The organism is Gymnodinialimonas sp. 202GB13-11, assembly GCF_040932485.1.
Classification (GTDB): domain Bacteria; phylum Pseudomonadota; class Alphaproteobacteria; order Rhodobacterales; family Rhodobacteraceae; genus Gymnodinialimonas; species Gymnodinialimonas hymeniacidonis.
The window spans coordinates 729,760-748,174 of the sequence record NZ_JBFRBH010000001.1 but is presented as its reverse complement, the minus strand read 5'-3'; the positions used below and the strand labels follow the sequence as shown (position 1 = coordinate 748,174).

The window sequence follows — 18,415 nt, the reverse complement described above, 5'->3', positions numbered from 1 at the left end:
ATGACCGACGCATATATCTACGACGCCATCCGTACCCCCCGTGGCAAAGGCCGCAAGGACGGCTCCCTTCACGAAGTCACTGCCGCGCGCCTCTCGGCTTTCACGCTAAACACGCTGAAAGAGCGCAACGGTCTCGAAGGCCACGCAGTTGAGGACGTGATCTGGGGCAACGTCACCCAGGTCATGGAACAAGGCGGCTGCCTTGCCCGCGCGGCGGTTCTGGCATCCGACCTCGACGAGTCGATCCCCGGCCTCGCCATCAACCGCTTCTGCGCCTCCGGGCTAGAGGCCGTGAACCTTGCCGCCAACCAGGTGAAGGGCGGCGCGGGCGACGGCTATATCGCAGGCGGGGTCGAGATGATGGGCCGCGTCGCCATGGGCTCGGACGGGGCGGCGATGGCCGTGGACCCTCAGCTTGCCATGGACAGCTACTTTGTGCCCCAGGGCATCTCCGCCGACATCATCGCCACCGAGTACGGTTTCAACCGGGATCAGGCCGATGAATATGCCGTGGAAAGCCAGCGCCGCGCCAAGGCCGCTTGGGATGACAATCGCTTCGACCGCTCTGTCATCGCCGTGAAAGACCAAAACGGCCTGACCATTCTGGACCACGACGAATACATGCGCCCGCAGACTGACATGCAGTCGCTCGGCTCCCTTAAGCCCGCCTTCAAGGAAATGGGCGAGATCATGCCCGGCTTCGACACCGTGGCGCTGATGAAATACCCCCATCTTGAGGCGATCAACCACATCCACCACGCCGGAAACTCCTCGGGCATCGTGGACGGCTCCGCCGCGATCCTGATCGGCAACAAGGACTTTGGCGAGAAATGGGGCCTCACGCCCCGCGCGCGCATCAAGGCCAACACCAAGATCGGCACCGATCCTACCATCAACCTCACCGGCCCCGTGCCCGTGACCGAGAAGATCCTGGCCGAGACGGGCATGAGCTTCAGCGACATCGACCTGTTCGAGGTCAACGAGGCCTTCGCCTCCGTCGTGCTACGCTTCATGCAGGCCTTTGATGCCGACCACGACAAGGTCAACGTCAATGGCGGTGCCATCGCGATGGGCCACCCGCTTGGGGCCACCGGCGCGATGATCCTCGGCACACTGCTTGATGAGATGGAGCGCGCGGACAAGGAAATCGGTCTCGCCACGCTTTGCGTCGCTGCTGGTATGGGGTCGGCCACGATCCTCGAACGCGTATAAACCAATGGTCCGGTCTACGCTTCATATCTGGCAGGGAGCCCGGTTCGCCGGGCCCGCGCAATGAGCGCGGCCTTCGCCAATGATGGCGCGCTCGACCGGGCCGCAAGTATCTATCAAGATCACCTTGATTGCGTGTCGGACCTGCTGTTCGTCGGCAATATCGAGGAATGTATCAACTACTTCGCGTTGCCTCTGTTGATCCGTACCCGCACAGGTGAGACGCTGATCGAAACACGGCAGGACATGCTGAACGACACCCGCCAGCACTCCGAAAGCCTCAACGGCCATGGCGTCACCAACTACATCCGGCTGGTAAAACAGGCGCGCCAGCTGTCCGAAACGCTTATCGAAGGATGGCACGAAACATACGTCCTGCGGGACGCCACCTCGATCCTACCGAGCTACCAAAGTCACATGTTTCTGCGCGATACGGGCGACGGCGTATGGAAAGTGATCGAGGCAGAGCACGAGCTTGAGAATTTGCGCTTCCCGCTGGGGTCCGTGAAATCCAAGCCCGGCAGTTTCGCCGAAACGTGGCAAGGCACACAAGGTGACATCCGCGTGGCCCATTCTAACGCCGAACCCCTTTATCGTGCGTTTCTGGATGTGTTGAACAAACACCAGAACGCGGCGAACTTCGACGGCTGGTCGAGCCAGTTCCAATACCCGCTCGAGGCGCACTACGACGCAACCGACAGGGTTTTCAACGAACCGGCTGACATGCGCGCTTTCTTCGACGCCATGCTCGATCTGCCAATTGGTGAAAAAGGTGGCGTGCACCGGGCAATCACTTCTGCCGATTTCATCTCGGCCGACCGCATCTGCGGATACCACGAAACAACCTTCGAAGGCAGCGATGCGCCCGCCTTCGGCCCCGTCAAAAGCCGCATGATCCTGACCCTGACCGAGGGCCGTTGGAAATGCAGTTCAGTCACCAATTCATTGTCTAGCGATGACGCGCCGCCAGAGGCGGAATTCAAACCGTCGTCGCACCTGCCGACAATGTCCGAAATTCAGAAGAGGATGAACAAGCCATGACCGATTTCACCATGGAAGTGCACGACGATGGCGTCGCGGTTGTCACCTGGGACGTTCCCGGAAAGTCCATGAATGTTCTCAATCGTGAGGCTTTTTCGACCTGCGAAGACCTGATTGATCAGGCTTTGGCCGACGACGCAGTGAAGGGCATCGTGATTACCTCCGGCAAGAAGGATTTCGCCGGTGGCATGGACCTCAACGTCTTGGCTTCGATCCGCGAAGAGTCCGGCGACAACCCGGCCCAGGGCCTGTTTGACTTCATCATGAACGGCCACCGCATCCTGCGCAAAATCGAACGCGCCGGGATGGAGCCGAAGACGAACAAAGGCGGCAAGCCCATCGCCTGCGCCCTGCCCGGTACCTGCGCGGGCATCGGGACGGAGATCGCGCTGGCCTGCCACCACCGCGTGATGGCCGACAATCCCAAGGCCAAGATCGGCCTGCCTGAAATCCTCGTGGGCCTCTTCCCCGGCGCGGGCGGCACGACCCGCTATTCCCGCATGGTCGGCGCGATGGCCGCGGCCCCCGTGTTGCTCGAAGGCCGGATGCTGGACCCCAAGAAAGCCAAGTCTGCGTCCCTGGTTGATGAAGTTGTCCCGGCGGATGAGCTGCTCGCCAAAGCGAAAGAATGGGTTCTGAACGCGCCCCCCGCCGACATCGTCAAACCCTGGGACGCCAAGGGCTACAAAATGCCCGGCGGCGCCCCCTACCACCCCGCGGGCTTCATGACCTTCGTGGGCGCCTCGGCGATGATCCACGGCAAGACCAAGGGCGTCTACCCGGCGGCCAAGGCGCTTCTGTCCTCCATCTACGAAGGGGCGCTCGTCGATTTCGACACCGCGCTGAAGATCGAGGCGCGCTACTTCACGCAAGTCCTGTTGAACCCCTCGTCTTCCGCGATGATCCGCTCCCTCTTCCTCAACAAGGAAGCGTTGGAGAAAGGCGCGAACCGCCCCGACGTCGCTGACCAGACCGTCAAGAAAGTCGGCATCCTTGGCGCGGGCATGATGGGTGCCGGCATCGCCTATGTCTCTGCGCTGGCGGGGATCGAAGTGGTCCTGATCGACGCCGCCCAAGAGAGCGCCGACAAGGGCAAAGCCTATTCCGAGGGCCTGCTCGACAAGGGCATGAAGCGCGGCAAGGTCACGGAAGAGAAGAAGGCCAAGGTTCTGGGCCAGATCACCGCCACCACCGATTACGAAGCTCTGCAAGGCTGCGATCTGATCGTTGAGGCCGTGTTCGAAGACCCGAAGGTGAAGGCCGAAGTCACTGCCAAGACCGAAGCCGTGATGAACCAAGACGGCATCTTCGCCACCAACACCTCCACCCTGCCGATCACCATGCTCGCCAAGGCCTCCACGCGGCCTGAGCAATTCATCGGCATCCACTTCTTCAGCCCCGTCGACAAGATGCTTCTGGTTGAAATCATCAAGGGCAAAGAGACGGGCGACATCGCGGTCGCCAAAGCCCTCGATTTCGTCCGCCAGATCCGCAAGACGCCCATCGTCGTCAATGACGAGCGCTTCTTCTACGCCAACCGCTGCATCCTGCCCTACGTCAACGAAGGTGTCCGCATGGTGCAGGAAGGCGTCGCGCCCGCGCTGATCGAGAATGCCGCTAAGCTGGTTGGTATGCCGCTGGGGCCCCTACAGCTGACCGATGAAACCTCCATCGACCTCGGCGCAAAGATCGCGCGCGCCACCAAGGCGGGCGATCCGAACTACGACGACACCACGGATGAGCTGATCTTCTGGATGGAAGAGGAAGGCCGCCTCGGGCGCAAGGCCAATGCGGGCTTCTACAGCTACGACGAAAAGGGCAAACGCACCGGCCTTTGGGACGGTCTGACCGCCCGCTATGCCGCTGCCGACGCACAGCCCGAGCTTATCGAAGTCCAGCATCGCCTGCTTTTCGCGCAAGTGCTTGAGGCTGTCCGCGCGCTGGAAGCGGGCGTCCTCATGGACATCCGCGAAGGCGATGTCGGCGCAATCCTCGGCTGGGGATTCGCGCCGTGGTCAGGCGGTCCATTCGGCTGGCTCGACATCCTCGGTACCGCCTATGCGGCCGAGCGTTGCGACCAACTGACTGAGGCCTACGGCGACCGCTTCGCCTGCCCGCCGCTCCTACGGGAGATGGCTGAAAAAGGCCAAAGCTTCTACGGACGCTTCGGCACCGGGGTTGACGCGAAAGTAGCCTAAGCCTCTCTCCAGAAACAAAAAAGGGCGCCTCGCGGGGCGCCCTTTCGCATTTCAGGAGTGGTGCTCAGAAACGCAAAGCCGCCCGTGCGCCGAAGGTTGTGACAGTCGCATCGCTGCCACCGAAATTGTCCAGATCCGTGCGTGAAACCGTGCCGCCAATCATGATCTGGTCATTCAGCATGAAATCGGCACCAATCCCGTATTGCAGCCCGCCCTCGAACCGGCGCGTATTGCCCGCATCGGTGCGCGTGGCCCATGTGTGGCCCAACTCGCCATACACCAGCACCTCGCCCAGATCATAGCCGACCTCGACACCAACCGTGGCGAGCGACCCGAAGGACGAGGCATCGCTGCCCCCACCCACCGGCGGCGTATCAAAATTGCCAAAGCTCAGCGTGGCCGCAGCACCCAGAACCACTTGGCCAAGATCGCGACGATATCCGCCGTTCAGGCCATACATCAGCCCGTTGCCGTCATTCGTGGTCGCACCGCCGTTCGGCACCGAAAGGTCAACGGTCGCCATATCGAGTTGGATGCCACCGTACAGCCCCGTCCAATCCGCATCCTGCGCCTGTGCGCCGGTTCCGATCATCATTGCGGCACAGGCCGCGAAAACGCGTGAATAGTCCATGCTTGCCTCATATTTTGTGTGTTTTGCCTGCATGGCTACAGCATCGGGCGTCCCGAGTGCAAAGGGTTTCTGTGGATAACTTCTGGACGTGGGCAAGAAACTGCACACGACAAAGCAAAAAATCTGCGCCCGCGACGGAACCAAATGCTTCACCCGTGACATATACATTACGTCCCTTGCGCGGATCTGTCCCTCCGCGCGTCGCGCCGCCCGCCCTGTCCCACAATCCCCGCGGGCGGCGCGCCTTACCACTTCCCTTTTCCTGCATGATCCGCCATCACACCCGGAACACTTTGGTTTCGCGTTAGGGAGGCACGGCCATGGGGTGGATGAAGGACGAAACCGGGCTTGGGAAGAACGCGGCAAACTATGTGCCGCTGACCCCGCTCAGCCATCTCGCGCGCGCGGCCCGCGTGTTTCCCAACCGCACGGCAGTTGTGGACGGAGCGCACCGGAAAACATACGCCGAATACCATGCCCGCGTCTCACGCCTCGCGTCGGCGCTTTCCGCGCGCGGGATCGAACCGGGCGATGTTGTCGCCACCGTCCTGCCCAACACCTATCCGCATGTGGAGGCACACTTTGGCGTCCCCGCAGCCGGGGCAGTCCTCAACGCGATCAACATCCGCCTCGACGTCGCGACCGTCGCCTATATCTTCGACCACGGCGAGGCGAAGATGGTGCTGGCCGATACGCAATTCCTCCCCCTCGTCGAACAGGCCATGGCGGCGATGGAAGGCCCTGCCCCTATTATCATCGAATGCCCCGACGCCGATGCAGGCCACCCTGCTTCCGGCCGCCACACCACCTACGAGGATCTGCTGACCGAGGGCGACACGGACGCACCGTGGAAGATGCCCGAGGATGAATGGGAAAGCATCGCGCTCAACTACACTTCCGGCACCACCGGGCGCCCCAAGGGCGTCGTCTACCACCATCGCGGTGCGTATCTGATCACCATGGGCACGCCGATTGCCTGGCGGATGACGCTCTACCCTACGATCCTCGCCATCGTTCCGCTTTTCCACTGCAACAACTGGTGCCACACTTGGACCATGCCCGCTGTGGGCGGCACCATCGTCTGCTGCCGCGACATCACTGCCAAGGCGATTTACGACGCCATCGCCGATCAGGGTGTCAGCCACATGGGCGGCGCGCCGATTGTTCTGAACATGATCGTCAACGCCAAGGACGAAGACCGCCGCACGTTCGACCACATTGTTGAGGTCTTCACCGCCGGCGCGCCCCCCGCCGCCGCGACGCTGGCGGCAATCGAGACGATGGGCTTCAACGTCACGCAAGTTTACGGCCTCACCGAAACCTACGGCCACGCCACCGAATGCCTCTGGCAGGATGACGATTGGAACGCGCTCGCCCCCGATGACCGCGCCACAATCAAGGCGCGTCAGGGCGTGCCGCTGCCCAATATGGACGACATCGCCGTGATGACGCCCGACGACATGGCCCCTGTTGCCCGCGACGGGGCCACGCAGGGCGAAATCATGATGCGCGGCAATTCCACCATGAAGGGCTATTACAAGAACCCGGAGGCCACCGCAGAGGCCTTTGCGGGCGGCTATTTCCACACCGGCGACATCGCCGTGCAGCATCCCGACAGCTACATCCAGATCGCGGATCGGGCGAAGGACATCATCATTTCAGGCGGCGAAAATGTAAGCTCCGTCAAGGTTGAAGGCGTGTTGATGCGGCACCCCGCTGTCTCGCTCTGCGCCGTGGTCGCCAAGGCCGATGACAAATGGGGCGAAGTGCCTTGCGCTTATGTGGAGCTGAAAGAGGGCGCGACCGGTGATGCGGATGAGATCATCGCGTTTGCCCGCAAACAGCTAGCAGGGTTCGAGACGCCGAAACGCATCGTCTTCGAGGAATTGCCTAAGACCTCCACCGGCAAAATCCAGAAATTCGAGCTTCGCAAGCGCGCCGCCGACCTCTAGGCCCACGGGATTCCTGCAGATCAAGCACGGGCGTTGCGCAACGCCAGTGCGGCCCTCGTTGTTGCAACACGCACTCTGGTGTACCATCTGCCTTACAAAGCCCACGCCATTAAGGCGTGAGACGACACCGGGCACCGCAAACAGGCAATGACAGCGCTTCAGGAATACAGGCGGCTCGAGGCCATCGGCCTTTGGCGCGAACATGCCGAGGATCAGCGGCGTGAGGTCATCGTGTCGCTTGGCGATGCCTCGCTTGTCATGTCCTCGGCCTCCGGCGATGCGGTCGGCCATTGGTCCCTGCCCGCCGTCGAACGGCTCAACCCCGGCAAATTGCCCGCCCTCTTCTCTCCAGCCCGCGATAGCGAGGAGGAGTTGGAGCTGTCCGACCCCGAGATGATCGACGCCGTCGAACGCATCCGCACGGCCATCGCCAAATCCCGCCCACGTCCGGGCCGCCTGCGCCTTTACCTTGCGGGCGGAACTGCCCTCGCCGCCATCCTGCTTGGGGTTTTCTGGCTGCCTGACGCGCTGATACGGCAAACCGTGTCTCTCCTGCCGCCTGCCAAACGGCTGGAAATCGGCCATGATCTGTTGGGGGAGATCGCTGCCATCGCAGGCCGCCCTTGCGGCGGGTCCGGCGGGCGCGCAGCCTTGGTGCGCCTTGCGACCCGCACCTATGGAGCCGACAACCCACCCCAGATCGTCGTCTTTCCCGCCACCATCCCCGATACGCTCACCCTGCCTGGCAATATCGTGATCGCCTCCGCAGCGCTTGCCGAAGACCACGAAACGCCCGAGGTATTTGCAGGCTATCTTCTGGCCGAACGCACCCGGTCGGAGGCGATTGATCCGGTTGAGGCCTTCCTGCGCGATGCGGGCCTTGGCGTGACCTTCCGGCTTCTGACAACGGGCGAAGTCGCGCCCGAGCCTATTCACGCCCATGCCGCCCATCTATTATCGCACGACACGATGCGCGCCGACGACTCAGCCCTTCTTGGCCATTTCAGCGCAGCCGGGCTGTCTTCTCAGCCCTACGCCTTTGCGCAAGATGTCTCTGGAGAAAGCGTGCTGGCATTGATCGAGGCCGACCCAATGCGCGGGCGGCAAACCGATCCAGTGCTCAGCGACAGCGATTGGGTCAGCCTGCAGGAGATCTGCGCAGGCTGACCGCAAGCCTTGAAGGGTTTAGCGACGGATAACCGCCACTTGGCCTGAGTTGATAGGCACAGCTACCAAACGGCGCGGCACCGTGTCGGTCCAGACCATGCGCATCTGCTGTTCACCCTCTGCGGTGCCAAGCCCGCGATAGGGGTTCAGTCGACCATCGTCCCAAGCGAATTCATAACCCGGCGGTGGCGCTGTCAGCACGAAGCTGCGCGGGATGCCCGTCACACCGTCCGTAACTGCCGGGGCCAGAAGCGATTGATCGCCAATCGCGCGGCCATCGCCCGGATGCACGGCTTGCGGGCCGCAACGCACGTCTTCGCCCGTGAAGTAGGGCCGATGCGCCGCCGGAAGGTTCGCGCAGTTGCCACTGGCTGCAGGGGCCGTGATGGTTACCGGAGCAGGCGTCTGCACACGGATTTGAGGTGCCGCAGGCGCGGGTGCCGGGGCGGGAGCCGCCGCAATCACTGGCGCTGGCGCCTGTGGGGCGGGCGCAGGGGCCGGTGCAGCCGCCGCGGGCTGTTCACCGATCACAACAACGCTGTCGTTGGAAAACGGATCTGCCGCCGCAACACCACCACCGCCTGACGGGCGTTGGCCGCAAACCGGCTGACGGTCACGCCCGACGCGCGGAACCCATTCGGTCGCCGCGCCGAACCCGACGCGCACAAACACGCAGCCCCGGCTGTCGACATATTGGTCGCCCGAATAACTCGACGGCGGAATCTCCGCCGGAAAACCTTGTTGTGCAAATGCAGCACCACCCGATGCGAGCCCAACAGAAAGGCCCAATACGGCGGCGCGCAGACATAGCGTCTTCGCCATGCGAAACTCCCCCACAGAAATCGCTTGTAGATAGTCTGGCGGAGTCGTGCCGTTAAGTAAAGGCGTTCAAACGCTTATTTCGTGCCGAACATGCGATCACCCGCATCCCCTAGTCCCGGCACGATGTAGCCATGGTCGTTGAGGTGGCTGTCGAGCGCAGCGGTGACAATCGGCACGTCCGGATGCGCCTCTTTCATTCGCGCAACACCCTCGGGCGCGGCCAGCAGACACAGGAAGCGGATGTTCTTCGCACCGCCTTCTTTCAACAGGTCAATCGCTGCGGCTGATGAATTGCCCGTGGCCAGCATCGGGTCGACTACAATCGTCAGACGCTGATCAATCGCCTCTGGCACCTTGTAGTAATACTGCACCGGCTGAAGCGTCTCCGGGTCGCGGTAGAGGCCCACGAACCCCACCCGCGCATTGGGGATCAACTCCAGTATGCCATCCAGCAATCCGTTGCCCGCCCGCAGGATCGACACCAAAGCCAGCTTCTTGCCCGCAATGGTCGGCGCCTCCATCGGCTCCAGCGGCGTATCGACCGTCATCGTCGTCATCGGCAATTCGCGCGTGACCTCGTAAGCCAGCAAGTGGCTGATCTCGCGCAGAAGCTGCCGGAAGCTCTTGGTCGAGCATTCCTTGTCCCGCATCAGCGTCAGCTTGTGCTGCACCAGGGGGTGGTCAACGACGGTCAGGTGATCACTCATGTCAGGCGCTCCCGAATTTTGTCTTTTGTGCTGTCATCGCAAAAGGCCGCGGCCAGGGCAGTCTCCGTCACCTCTGCAAAATCCTCTTCGCCCCAGCCGAACGTCGCCTCCAAGGCTTCGTACTCACGGGTCATGGTGGTGTGGAAGAACGGCGGGTCGTCGGTTGAGACCGTCACCTTCACTCCACGTTCGCGCAGCCGCTGGATCGGGTGCATCCGCAGGTTGGGATAAACGCCAAGGAACACGTTCGATCCCGGACACACTTCCAAAACGGTGCCACGTTCGGCCAGCGTATCGACCAGCGCATCATCCTCGATGGCCTGCACGCCATGCCCGATCCGCGCGGGGTTCAGATCCTCCAACGCGGCACGCACCGATTGCGGCCCGCCCCATTCGCCCGCATGGACGGTAATCTGCAGACCAGCCTCGCGGGCGCAGTCGAAGGACCACAAGTAATCGGCAGGCTCGCCCACCAATTCATCCCCCGCCATGCCGAAGCCCACGATGAAATCGCCCGCCGTCTCAGCCGCACAGATCGCAGCCGGCTTCGCCTTTTCTGGCCCGAAGTGGCGGATGCACGTGACCACACCGCGCAAGGTGATCCCCATATCGCGCTCGGTCTCATCAGCGACCTCCCGGATTGCCGCCAGATAGTCGCGCCACGCGCCCACATCGCCGCCACCGCAGAAATCAGGGCTCAGGAAGCTTTCGGTGTAGACGACGCCATGCGCGGCACTTTCTTCCAGCACCGCACGGGTTAACCGCGCGAAGTCTTCCGGGCCGGTCAGTACAGACGTCGCCGCCTCATAAACCGAGAGGAAGTGATTGAAATCGCGGTAGGCATAGCTGCCGTCTTCCCGAAAGATCCCGCTCAGATCGACCTTCTTCTCCGCCGCCAACCCGCGAATGAACGCAGGCGGCGCGCCGCCCTCATGGTGCAGGTGCAGCTCGATCTTCGGCATGTCCTTCAAAGAAAACTCTCCCCCGCGCCCCGTGCGCTCAGCCCCAGATGCGCCGCGACCGACGCGCCAACATCCACGAACCCTCTGACGCCGACCTGCCCCGAATAAGGGCCAGCCGCAAGCACCGGAACCCGCTCGCGCGTATGGTCCGTGCCGGTCCAGCTTGGGTCGTTGCCGTGGTCTGCCGTGAAGATCATCAGATCATCCGGCCGCAGCGCCGCCAGCACCGGCGCAATGGCCGCGTCGAACCATTCCAGATGCCGCGCATAGCCCGAGATATCGCGCCTGTGCCCGTACATGCTGTCGAATTCCACGAAGTTGGCGAAGGTCAGCGATCCATCCTCGGCCCCCGCCACCGCGTCGGCCAGATGCCCCATCAACTCCGCATCCGGCCCCTTCGCCACATGGCTCACGCCACGCCCCGCAAAGATGTCGCGGATCTTGCCAATCGTGTAGGTCTCCCGCCCATCAGCCTGCGCAAGATCCAGCAGCGTCGGCCCCGGCGGCTCAATCGCGTAATCCCGTCGGTTCGGCGTGCGCGTATAGGCACCCGGCTCCCCCACGAAGGGACGCGCGATCACCCGCCCGACCTTCATCGCGTGCAGCATCGGTGCCAGCCCCTCACAGAGCGCCAGCAACCGCTCCAACCCGAAACTCTCCTCATGGGCCGCGATCTGGAACACGCTGTCGGCAGAGGTGTAGCAGATCGGCCAGCCATCCTTCTGATGCTGTTCGCCGAAATCGTCGATCACCTTCACGCCGTTGGAATGCATGTTGCCGTGGATACCCTCCGTGCCCGCCAACCGGCAAACTTCGGCCACCACATCCGGCGGGAACGACCCAACCTTTTCCGTGAAGTAGTGCCAATCCCACGGCACCGGCAGCCCGGCCAATTCCCAATGCCCCGTGGGCGTGTCCTTGCCCGGAGAGACCTCTTCGGCCGCCCCCCAAAGCCCCTCAGGCAGCGCATCCAACCCCTCGCCTCGCGCACCAGAGGCCAACCGCAGCGCCGCGCCCAGACCCAGCCCATCCAGCACCGGCATCTTCAACAGGCCCGAACGCCCCTCTTCCGCGCGCCCCTCAGCACAGGCCTGCGCGATATGGCCAAGCGTGTTCGCGCCTGTATCCGGCACTCCGTCGTTGAAGAAATCGCCCGCATCGGGCGCGCCACCAATCCCGGCCGAATCCATCACCACCAGAAACGCACGCCCCATCAGGCAATCCTTTCATGGATCAACGGCGGCGCATCGACCGCCCGGTCCGCCAACCGAAACGCGCCTCGCAGCTTTGCCGCCACCGCGCGCCCCTCTTCTTCCGTGGCGCAGTGGATGCGCGCCAAGGGCACCGCGTCATCGACCTCCATACCGATCCGCGCAATGTCACTCAGGCCGACCGCAGGGTCGATCCGGTCGCCTTCCGTCATCCGCCCGCCGCCCAAGGCCACGACCACCTCACCCAAGGCCTGTGTATCCACACCGGCCACGAAGCCCGCATCACCCGCATGAATATCCATCATCACCCGCGACGCTGGCAGCCTGTCCGGCCACCGCTCCACGAAATCCGCAGGACCGCCCAGTTCTGCGACCATCTCACCGAACACATCCGCCGCCTCGCCGCTGGCAATCGCCGTATCAATCCGCGCCTCGCCGTCGGCGGCATCATCCGCCAACCCGCCCAATGCCAGAACCTCACCGCCCAACGCCGTGGTCAGCCGGTGCAGGTCCGTCTCAGCGCCGACGCCGGTCAGAACCTCCATCACCTTGATGATCTCCAGCGCGTTGCCAGCACTCTCGGCCAGCGGCTGGTTCATGTCGGTGACCAGGGCCGCGGTCATGCACCCAGCCCCCTGCGCGGTCGCCACCAGCGCTTGCGCCAAAGCAATCGCCTCCGCCTCCGCGCCCATGAAAGCGCCAGTGCCGACCTTCACGTCAAGGATCAAAGCCTCCAACCCGGCAGCTAACTTCTTCGACAAGATCGAGGCGGTGATCAGGTCGATCGACGCTACTGTGCCCGTCACATCCCGCACGGCATAAAGCCGCTTGTCTGCCGGCGCGATGTCTGCCGACGCCCCCACAATCGCGCAGCCCACATCGGCCACGATGTCCTGCAAATCATCGGGGGAGACGTCGACGTTATAGCCCGGGATCGACTCCAACTTGTCCAGCGTCCCACCCGTATGTCCCAGCCCCCGGCCCGAGATCATGGGCACAAACGCCCCGCAGGCCGCCAAGGCAGGGGCCAGGATCAGCGACACGCAATCGCCCACGCCGCCGGTGGAATGCTTATCCAGCACCGGTCCATCCAGTCGCCATTTCAGTTTGCGCCCGCTCTCACGCATCGCATTCGTCAGCTGCACCCGGCCCTCTTCGCCCAGCCCCTGCTGACAGACGGCCATGGCAAAGGCGCCCGCCTGCGCATCGCTGACCGCGCCCGTGGCCAAGCCTTCGGCGAACCAGAACAGCTCCGCCTCGGTCAGCCGCGCACCACCGCGCAATTTCAGAAGGATGGAGCGCGCGTCGCTCATGCCCCGGACATGTGCCCGGCCGTGAACTGGCCTGGCAGCAGATCGGCCACCGTTACCGTCTTAGACGCGCCGCCCGTGGTCCCCATCGTCACCTTCACATCGCCTTCGGCAAATTCCGCTAACTTCTGCCGGCACCCACCACAGGGCGGCACCGGCGTGGGGCTGTCAGCAATAACCGCAATCTCGGCAATTCGCATATCGCCTGAGGCGATCATTGCGGCTATTGCGCCAGCCTCCGCGCAGGTCCCCTCAGGGTAGGCCACGTTTTCTACATTACAGCCCAGATGAACCCGCCCTTCGACCGATCGCAGGGCCGCGCCCACCTTGAAGTTGGAATAGGGGGCATGGGCATTCTCGCGCACCTGCGCGGCCTGTGAAAGAAGCGGGTCAGCCAAATCTGCACCTCGGTTTGGGGCATGAATTACACGCGCACCTTGCGGCCCCATCCCATGAAGCGCAAGCCATCACGCCTGTGCAGGGTGCTCCGTGCGCAAGCGCACCACTTCTGCGATCAGGGCATTCAGATCGGCCTTGATGGGGTGAAACAGCGCCTCAAACCGATCAAATGACTTCCGCTTGGCCGCAATATTCAGGGCCTCGGCGTTGTGGCAAAGCCTGTCGGCGCCCACAGCGCCCGAAATCGCGATCAGGATATGGGTCTGCGCGCGCAGCTCATTGGCATCCTGCGCAGCGAACGCCTCTGTCATTGTGGCCAGCGTCACGCCCAAGTCTTCCTCCAGCCGGGCCAACAACTCTGCACTTTCATCCGGCCCTGCAGCTTTCAACAGGCGGTCCATCCGATCATTGTCCAGCAACGCAGACCCGGTCAGGCCCGGGGCGCTTTCCAGAATGTCCTGCGCCGCATTGCCGACATGGCGCAGGATGGCATGGCCCAGATCTTCGGCTGAGGCCACGGGCTTGCCAATAATTCCATCGGCTCCGGCGGCATAAATCGCTTCTCGGTTGTCGCGTAGCACATAGGCCGTGATCGCAACCAAAGGCATAGCGGCCACCGGCCCATCCATCGCGCGCACCGCTTCCATGACCTCAAGGCCCGACAATTCGGGCATCTCGATATCTAGCAAGGCTATATCGTATACCGTCTGTTGCAACGCAGTCAGCGCCGCGCGCCCGTCCCCCACAAACCGCGTCCGCGCGCCCATTCTATCTAGCATATGGCGCAGGATCGCCTGATTTGTCTGATTGTCCTCAGCCACCAGGATATCCAGCGCACTCAGGTCCGGCATCAGTCGATCATGCCCGGCCGCACCCGGCCCCAGCACCAGTTCCGGGCCCAAAACCAAGGTCGCACACGCGCCAATATCCATATTCTCAAGGCGCACCACTCCACCGATTGAACTACTCAGTTCCCTCGCAATCTTCAGCCCAAGGCCCGAACCCTCACTCGCCCCCTGAACCACGCCGCAATCCAGAACCACATCTGGAAGGCCAGGCCCTTCATCGCGCACGCTGATCGACACCCCGCCATCCTCTTCCGCGCGGACATGCACGCTAACGCCACCATCCGACACATGACGCAGCGCGTTACTGACCAGGTTTCCCACCACCCGCGTCAGAGCAACAGGCTGCACATCCAGCCAATCCGGCAGTTCTCCATGTCGCACCAGATGCAAAGCCCGCCCCTGTTCCGCCGCCTGCCCCTGCCAGCGATGCAACAGACTGGCCAGCCAAGGCTCCAATTCAACGGGCCCAGCATCACGCGTCATCGGGCTTTCGCCAGACGCCGCAAACAAGGCATCATCCACGAGCGAGGCCAAAATATCCGCCGCCGCCCGCACACGCTGCAACTGGGTTTGCGTCTGCGGATCAAGCCGCCGCAGATCCACCAGGCGCAGGCCCCCAATCACGTCCGACATGGCGGCGCGAATATCGTGGGACAGGTGCCTGATCGTGCGCGGCAAGGCGGCGTCACCTGCCGTCTCACCCCCGTCTGCCCCTGCATCAGGATCGTTCAAAGGTGGTTTCATGGGCCCAGTATGCGCCCGTGCCCACAGCCGAGCTAAGGAAAAAGCGGGCAGGCACGCACTTTACCGCGCGTCTGAGTCCGCTCAGCCATAGAGACTGACAGGTGTGCCCGCCAAGGCGGAGATATTGAGCAGGCCCCGCGCCGTGATCGAAGGCGTCACGATATGTGCCCGATTGCCCATCCCCATCAGGATTGGCCCAACCTCCAGCCCGTTGGCTTTAGTCTTTAGGATATTGCGCGTCGCCCCCGCCGCGTCAGTCGAGGCGAAGACCAACGCATTGGCGCTACCCTCAAGGCGGCAATTCGGGAAGACGCGCGCCCGCAATTCTGGGTCCAGCGCGCTGTCGACATGCATCTCACCCTCATAGACGAAATCACGCAATTCGCTGTCGAGCAGATCCAACGCCGCCCGCATCCGCTGCCCGCTGTCACTGTCGAGGTTGCCGAACTGACTGCCCGAACACAGCGCGATCTTAGGCTCCACCCCGAAACGCCGGATGTGGCGCGCGCACCCCACTACTGTTTCCGCGATTTGCTGCGGTGTGGGCGTGGGGTGTATCTGGCTGTCAGCGATGAAAAGCGGGCCATCTTCCAAGATCACAAGGCTCAGCGCCGCGACCGGATGATATTCTTCCGTACCAAGGACTTGGCAGACATAGTTCAAGTGCCAGAGGTATTGTCCGAACGTCCCGCATATCAGGCTGTCAGCCTCACTACGTTGCACCATGACCGCCCCAATCGCAGTCGTGTTCGTGCGCATGATTGCGCGCGCCAGATCTGGCGACACCCCCTTACGCGCCATAAGCCGGTGATACGTCTCCCAATAATCCCGATAGCGGGGATCATTTTCAGGGTTCACCAACTCAAAGTCCTGCCCCGGCCGGATCACAAGGCCCGCCCGCTCAATCCTAGCGTCGATGACTTCCGGACGCCCAATCAGGATCGGGGCATCGGTCGTTTCCTGCACCATCGCCTGCGCTGCGCGCAGCACGCGTTCATCCTCGCCCTCAGCAAAGACGATCTTGCGTTTCGCCGTCGCTGCGGCCTCAAACACAGGCCGCATGATCAGCGCCGATTTGAAGACTGACTCGTTCAGCTTCGCGCGATACGCCCCCACGTCCTCCAACGGCCGCGTCGCCACGCCCGAGGTCATTGCAGCCTCCGCCACAGCGCCCGCCACCACTGCCATGAGGCGCGGATCAAACGGCTTCGGGATCAGGTAATCGACCCCGAACGTCAGCTGCTCCCCCTTATAAGCCGCCGCCGCCTCTGCGCTGGTCGTGGCCCGCGCCAGCGCCGCGATCCCGTCGATACAGGCTAGTTGCATCTCGTCATTGATCTCGGTCGCGCCCACATCCAGCGCGCCACGGAAGATGAACGGGAAGCACAGCACATTGTTGACCTGATTGGGAAAATCGCTGCGCCCCGTGGCGATGATTGCGTCGGGCGCCACCGCGCGCGCATCGTCTGGCAAGATCTCAGGTGTTGGGTTGGCAAGCGCAAAAATGATCGGGCGTTCTGCCATCTTGCCCACCATCTCAGGCGTCAGAACCCCTGGCCCGCTAAGGCCGAGGAACAGATCCGCCCCTTCGATCACATCGCCCAAGCCCTTTGCATCTGAGCCCTGCGCATAAGCATCCTTCTGCGGTGTCGAATTTCCACGCCCCTCGTAAACCAAACCGTCAATATCACACAGCCAGACATTCTCACGCCGCACACCCAGCTTCAGCAGCATGTTGAGGCAGGCAATCCCCGCCGCGCCGCCACCGGTCGAAACAACCTTAATGTCCTCGAACCGTTTGCCCGCCACATGCAACGCATTGGTCGCTGCCGCACCCACCACAATCGCCGTGCCGTGCTGATCATCATGGAAGACCGGAATACCCATTCGCTCCCGGCATATTTGTTCAACGATAAAACAATCTGGCGCTTTGATGTCTTCGAGGTTGATCGCGCCAAAAGTTGGCTCCAGCGCGCAGACGATATCGGCCAGCTTTTCCGGGTCCGACTCATTCACCTCGATGTCGAAGCAATCAATGTTAGCGAATTTCTTGAACAGGACCGCCTTGCCTTCCATCACCGGCTTGCTGGCCAGCGCCCCAATATTGCCAAGGCCCAAAACGGCCGTCCCGTTTGAGACAACCGCCACAAGGTTCCCGCGTGCCGTGTAGCGCGCTGCATTGGCCGCATCGGCTTTGATTTCAAGGCTGGCTTCAGCCACACCCGGGCTATAGGCACGCGCCAGATCGCGGCCATTGGCCAGCGGTTTGGTGGCACGGATTTCAAGTTTCCCGGGCCGCGGGTTTTCGTGGTAGTGCAGCGCTGCGTCGCGCAAACCGTCCCGTTTGTCTTCGCTCATGCGCCATCCCTCCCAAGATAGTTTAACGTTAAACGGTCTATAGCGCCGCTTTATGTACCCTGCCCTGCGACACCTTCGCCCCTACTGGAACTGTTCGCGTAGCAGGCGTTCTTCCAACCCGTGCCCGGGATCAAACAGGATGCGATGCTCGATCTCCGGCTCAGACTGGATCTCAACCGCTGCCACCGCTTTGACCGACCGGCTGTCTGCATCGGCCATCACCGGGCGTTTCGCGGCCTCCACCACCTCGATGCGCACCAATGCCTTTTTCGGCAACAACGCTCCTCTCCAGCGCCGTGGGCGGAACGCGGCAACTGCCGTCATCGCCAGCACATCCGCGCCAATCGGCAGGATTGGACCGTGGGCGGAGTAATTGTACGCTGTCGATCCCGCAGGCGTGCTTACCAACGCGCCGTCGCAGACAAGCTCATCCATGCGCAGCCTGCCATCGACATATATCCGAAGCTTCGCTGCCTGCGGCCCGGCCCGAAGCAGGCTCACCTCGTTGATCGCCAGCGCCTCAACCGTGCTGCCATCCACACATTCGGCGCGCATCTTCAGGGGGTTGATCACCGCCTCTTCGGACTCTTCCAGTCGCGCGATCAGCCCATCTTCGGAATATTCGTTCATCAAGAAGCCGACGGTGCCTCGGTTCATTCCGTAAACCGGTGCGGGCAAGGCTTGCGTGCCGTGCAGGGTCGACAGCATGAAACCATCCCCGCCAAGCGCCACGATCACATCTGCCTCGTCCGGTGCATAGGCGCCATAGCGCGCCTCAAGCGTCGCCTTGGCCTGCTGTGCTAGCGCCGTGTCCGAGGCCAAAAAGGCGATGTTGCGCGCGGCTGGCATGGCCCCG

The 18,415-nt window shown here is 62.7% G+C and carries 15 protein-coding genes; 5 read left to right on the top strand and 10 right to left on the bottom strand.

Features of this window, described 5'->3' with window-relative positions:
* From V8J81_RS03785 to V8J81_RS03775, 3 genes are read left to right on the top strand one after another with little or no spacing between them, the layout of a single operon-like run.
* Positions 1-1,212, top strand: a complete 1,212-nt coding sequence (locus tag V8J81_RS03785; protein WP_368474417.1) for an acetyl-CoA C-acetyltransferase — start codon at positions 1-3, stop codon at positions 1,210-1,212.
* Positions 1,213-1,272: 60 nt separating this feature from the next.
* Positions 1,273-2,250 carry a hypothetical protein gene (locus V8J81_RS03780; protein ID WP_368474416.1) on the top strand — a complete coding sequence of 326 codons (978 nt, stop codon included), beginning with the start codon at positions 1,273-1,275 and terminating at the stop codon, positions 2,248-2,250.
* Positions 2,247-4,448 carry a 3-hydroxyacyl-CoA dehydrogenase NAD-binding domain-containing protein gene (locus tag V8J81_RS03775; protein ID WP_368474415.1) on the top strand — a complete coding sequence of 734 codons (2,202 nt, stop codon included), beginning with the start codon at positions 2,247-2,249 and terminating at the stop codon, positions 4,446-4,448. Before V8J81_RS03780 ends, V8J81_RS03775 begins: the two co-directional genes overlap by 4 nt.
* Before the next feature lie 64 nt (positions 4,449-4,512).
* Here the strand turns inward: V8J81_RS03775 and V8J81_RS03770 are convergent, their stop codons facing one another.
* A complete protein-coding gene (locus V8J81_RS03770; RefSeq protein ID WP_368474414.1) occupies positions 4,513-5,079 on the bottom strand; it encodes an outer membrane beta-barrel protein in 567 nt (188 codons plus the stop codon).
* Positions 5,080-5,399: 320 nt separating this feature from the next.
* Between V8J81_RS03770 and V8J81_RS03765 the strand changes: the two genes are divergently transcribed.
* Both V8J81_RS03765 and V8J81_RS03760 read left to right on the top strand, forming a co-directional pair.
* Positions 5,400-7,031, top strand: coding sequence for an AMP-binding protein (locus V8J81_RS03765; protein ID WP_368474413.1), 1,632 nt, complete (start codon positions 5,400-5,402; stop codon positions 7,029-7,031).
* A gap of 147 nt (positions 7,032-7,178) precedes the next feature.
* Positions 7,179-8,198 (top strand): hypothetical protein, encoded by a 1,020-nt coding sequence (locus V8J81_RS03760; protein WP_368474412.1) that lies wholly within the window; start codon positions 7,179-7,181, stop codon positions 8,196-8,198.
* Between the two features lie 18 nt (positions 8,199-8,216).
* On the opposite strand, the gene V8J81_RS03755 is transcribed toward V8J81_RS03760, so the two are convergent.
* The 9 genes from V8J81_RS03755 to V8J81_RS03715 all read right to left on the bottom strand — a co-directional run bounded on the left by V8J81_RS03755 (position 8,217) and on the right by V8J81_RS03715 (position 18,408).
* A complete protein-coding gene (locus tag V8J81_RS03755; protein WP_368474411.1) occupies positions 8,217-9,020 on the bottom strand; it encodes a hypothetical protein in 804 nt (267 codons plus the stop codon).
* Between the two features lie 74 nt (positions 9,021-9,094).
* On the bottom strand, positions 9,095-9,727 hold the full coding sequence (upp, locus tag V8J81_RS03750) for a uracil phosphoribosyltransferase (RefSeq protein ID WP_368474410.1): 633 nt from the start codon (positions 9,725-9,727) through the stop codon (positions 9,095-9,097).
* Positions 9,724-10,689, bottom strand: a complete 966-nt coding sequence (locus V8J81_RS03745; protein ID WP_368477594.1) for an adenosine deaminase — start codon at positions 10,687-10,689, stop codon at positions 9,724-9,726. The genes upp and V8J81_RS03745 overlap by 4 nt, the downstream gene beginning before the upstream one ends.
* A 5-nt stretch (positions 10,690-10,694) precedes the next feature.
* A complete protein-coding gene (locus tag V8J81_RS03740; protein ID WP_368474409.1) occupies positions 10,695-11,903 on the bottom strand; it encodes a phosphopentomutase in 1,209 nt (402 codons plus the stop codon).
* Positions 11,903-13,213: a thymidine phosphorylase gene (locus V8J81_RS03735; RefSeq protein WP_368474408.1), complete on the bottom strand. Its 1,311-nt coding sequence runs from the start codon at positions 13,211-13,213 to the stop codon at positions 11,903-11,905. The genes V8J81_RS03740 and V8J81_RS03735 overlap by 1 nt, the downstream gene beginning before the upstream one ends.
* Entirely contained in the window at positions 13,210-13,608 is a 399-nt protein-coding gene (locus tag V8J81_RS03730; protein WP_368474407.1) for a cytidine deaminase, read from the bottom strand. The genes V8J81_RS03735 and V8J81_RS03730 overlap by 4 nt, the downstream gene beginning before the upstream one ends.
* 69 nt (positions 13,609-13,677) lie before the next feature.
* A complete protein-coding gene (locus V8J81_RS03725) occupies positions 13,678-15,201 on the bottom strand; it encodes a response regulator (protein ID WP_368474406.1) in 1,524 nt (507 codons plus the stop codon).
* An 81-nt stretch (positions 15,202-15,282) separates the two neighbouring features.
* Positions 15,283-17,559 (bottom strand): NADP-dependent malic enzyme, encoded by a 2,277-nt coding sequence (locus V8J81_RS03720; RefSeq protein ID WP_368474405.1) that lies wholly within the window; start codon positions 17,557-17,559, stop codon positions 15,283-15,285.
* 81 nt (positions 17,560-17,640) lie between these two features.
* Positions 17,641-18,408, bottom strand: coding sequence for an NAD kinase (locus V8J81_RS03715; RefSeq protein ID WP_368474404.1), 768 nt, complete (start codon positions 18,406-18,408; stop codon positions 17,641-17,643).
* Positions 18,409-18,415 lie beyond the last annotated feature (7 nt).

Bases quoted from the DNA above. Each gene is read 5' to 3' on its own strand.
- V8J81_RS03785 (WP_368474417.1), top strand. From the start codon at position 1: ATGACCGACGCATATATCTACGACGCCATCCGTACCCCCCGTGGCAAA.
- V8J81_RS03780 (WP_368474416.1), top strand. From the start codon at position 1,273: ATGAGCGCGGCCTTCGCCAATGATGGCGCGCTCGACCGGGCCGCAAGT.
- V8J81_RS03775 (WP_368474415.1), top strand. From the start codon at position 2,247: ATGACCGATTTCACCATGGAAGTGCACGACGATGGCGTCGCGGTTGTC.
- V8J81_RS03770 (WP_368474414.1), bottom strand. From the start codon at position 5,079: ATGGACTATTCACGCGTTTTCGCGGCCTGTGCCGCAATGATGATCGGA.
- V8J81_RS03765 (WP_368474413.1), top strand. From the start codon at position 5,400: ATGGGGTGGATGAAGGACGAAACCGGGCTTGGGAAGAACGCGGCAAAC.
- V8J81_RS03760 (WP_368474412.1), top strand. From the start codon at position 7,179: ATGACAGCGCTTCAGGAATACAGGCGGCTCGAGGCCATCGGCCTTTGG.
- V8J81_RS03755 (WP_368474411.1), bottom strand. From the start codon at position 9,020: ATGGCGAAGACGCTATGTCTGCGCGCCGCCGTATTGGGCCTTTCTGTT.
- upp (WP_368474410.1), bottom strand. From the start codon at position 9,727: ATGAGTGATCACCTGACCGTCGTTGACCACCCCCTGGTGCAGCACAAG.
- V8J81_RS03745 (WP_368477594.1), bottom strand. From the start codon at position 10,689: ATGCCGAAGATCGAGCTGCACCTGCACCATGAGGGCGGCGCGCCGCCT.
- V8J81_RS03740 (WP_368474409.1), bottom strand. From the start codon at position 11,903: ATGGGGCGTGCGTTTCTGGTGGTGATGGATTCGGCCGGGATTGGTGGC.
- V8J81_RS03735 (WP_368474408.1), bottom strand. From the start codon at position 13,213: ATGAGCGACGCGCGCTCCATCCTTCTGAAATTGCGCGGTGGTGCGCGG.
- V8J81_RS03725 (WP_368474406.1), bottom strand. From the start codon at position 15,201: ATGAAACCACCTTTGAACGATCCTGATGCAGGGGCAGACGGGGGTGAG.
- V8J81_RS03720 (WP_368474405.1), bottom strand. From the start codon at position 17,559: ATGAGCGAAGACAAACGGGACGGTTTGCGCGACGCAGCGCTGCACTAC.
- V8J81_RS03715 (WP_368474404.1), bottom strand. From the start codon at position 18,408: ATGCCAGCCGCGCGCAACATCGCCTTTTTGGCCTCGGACACGGCGCTA.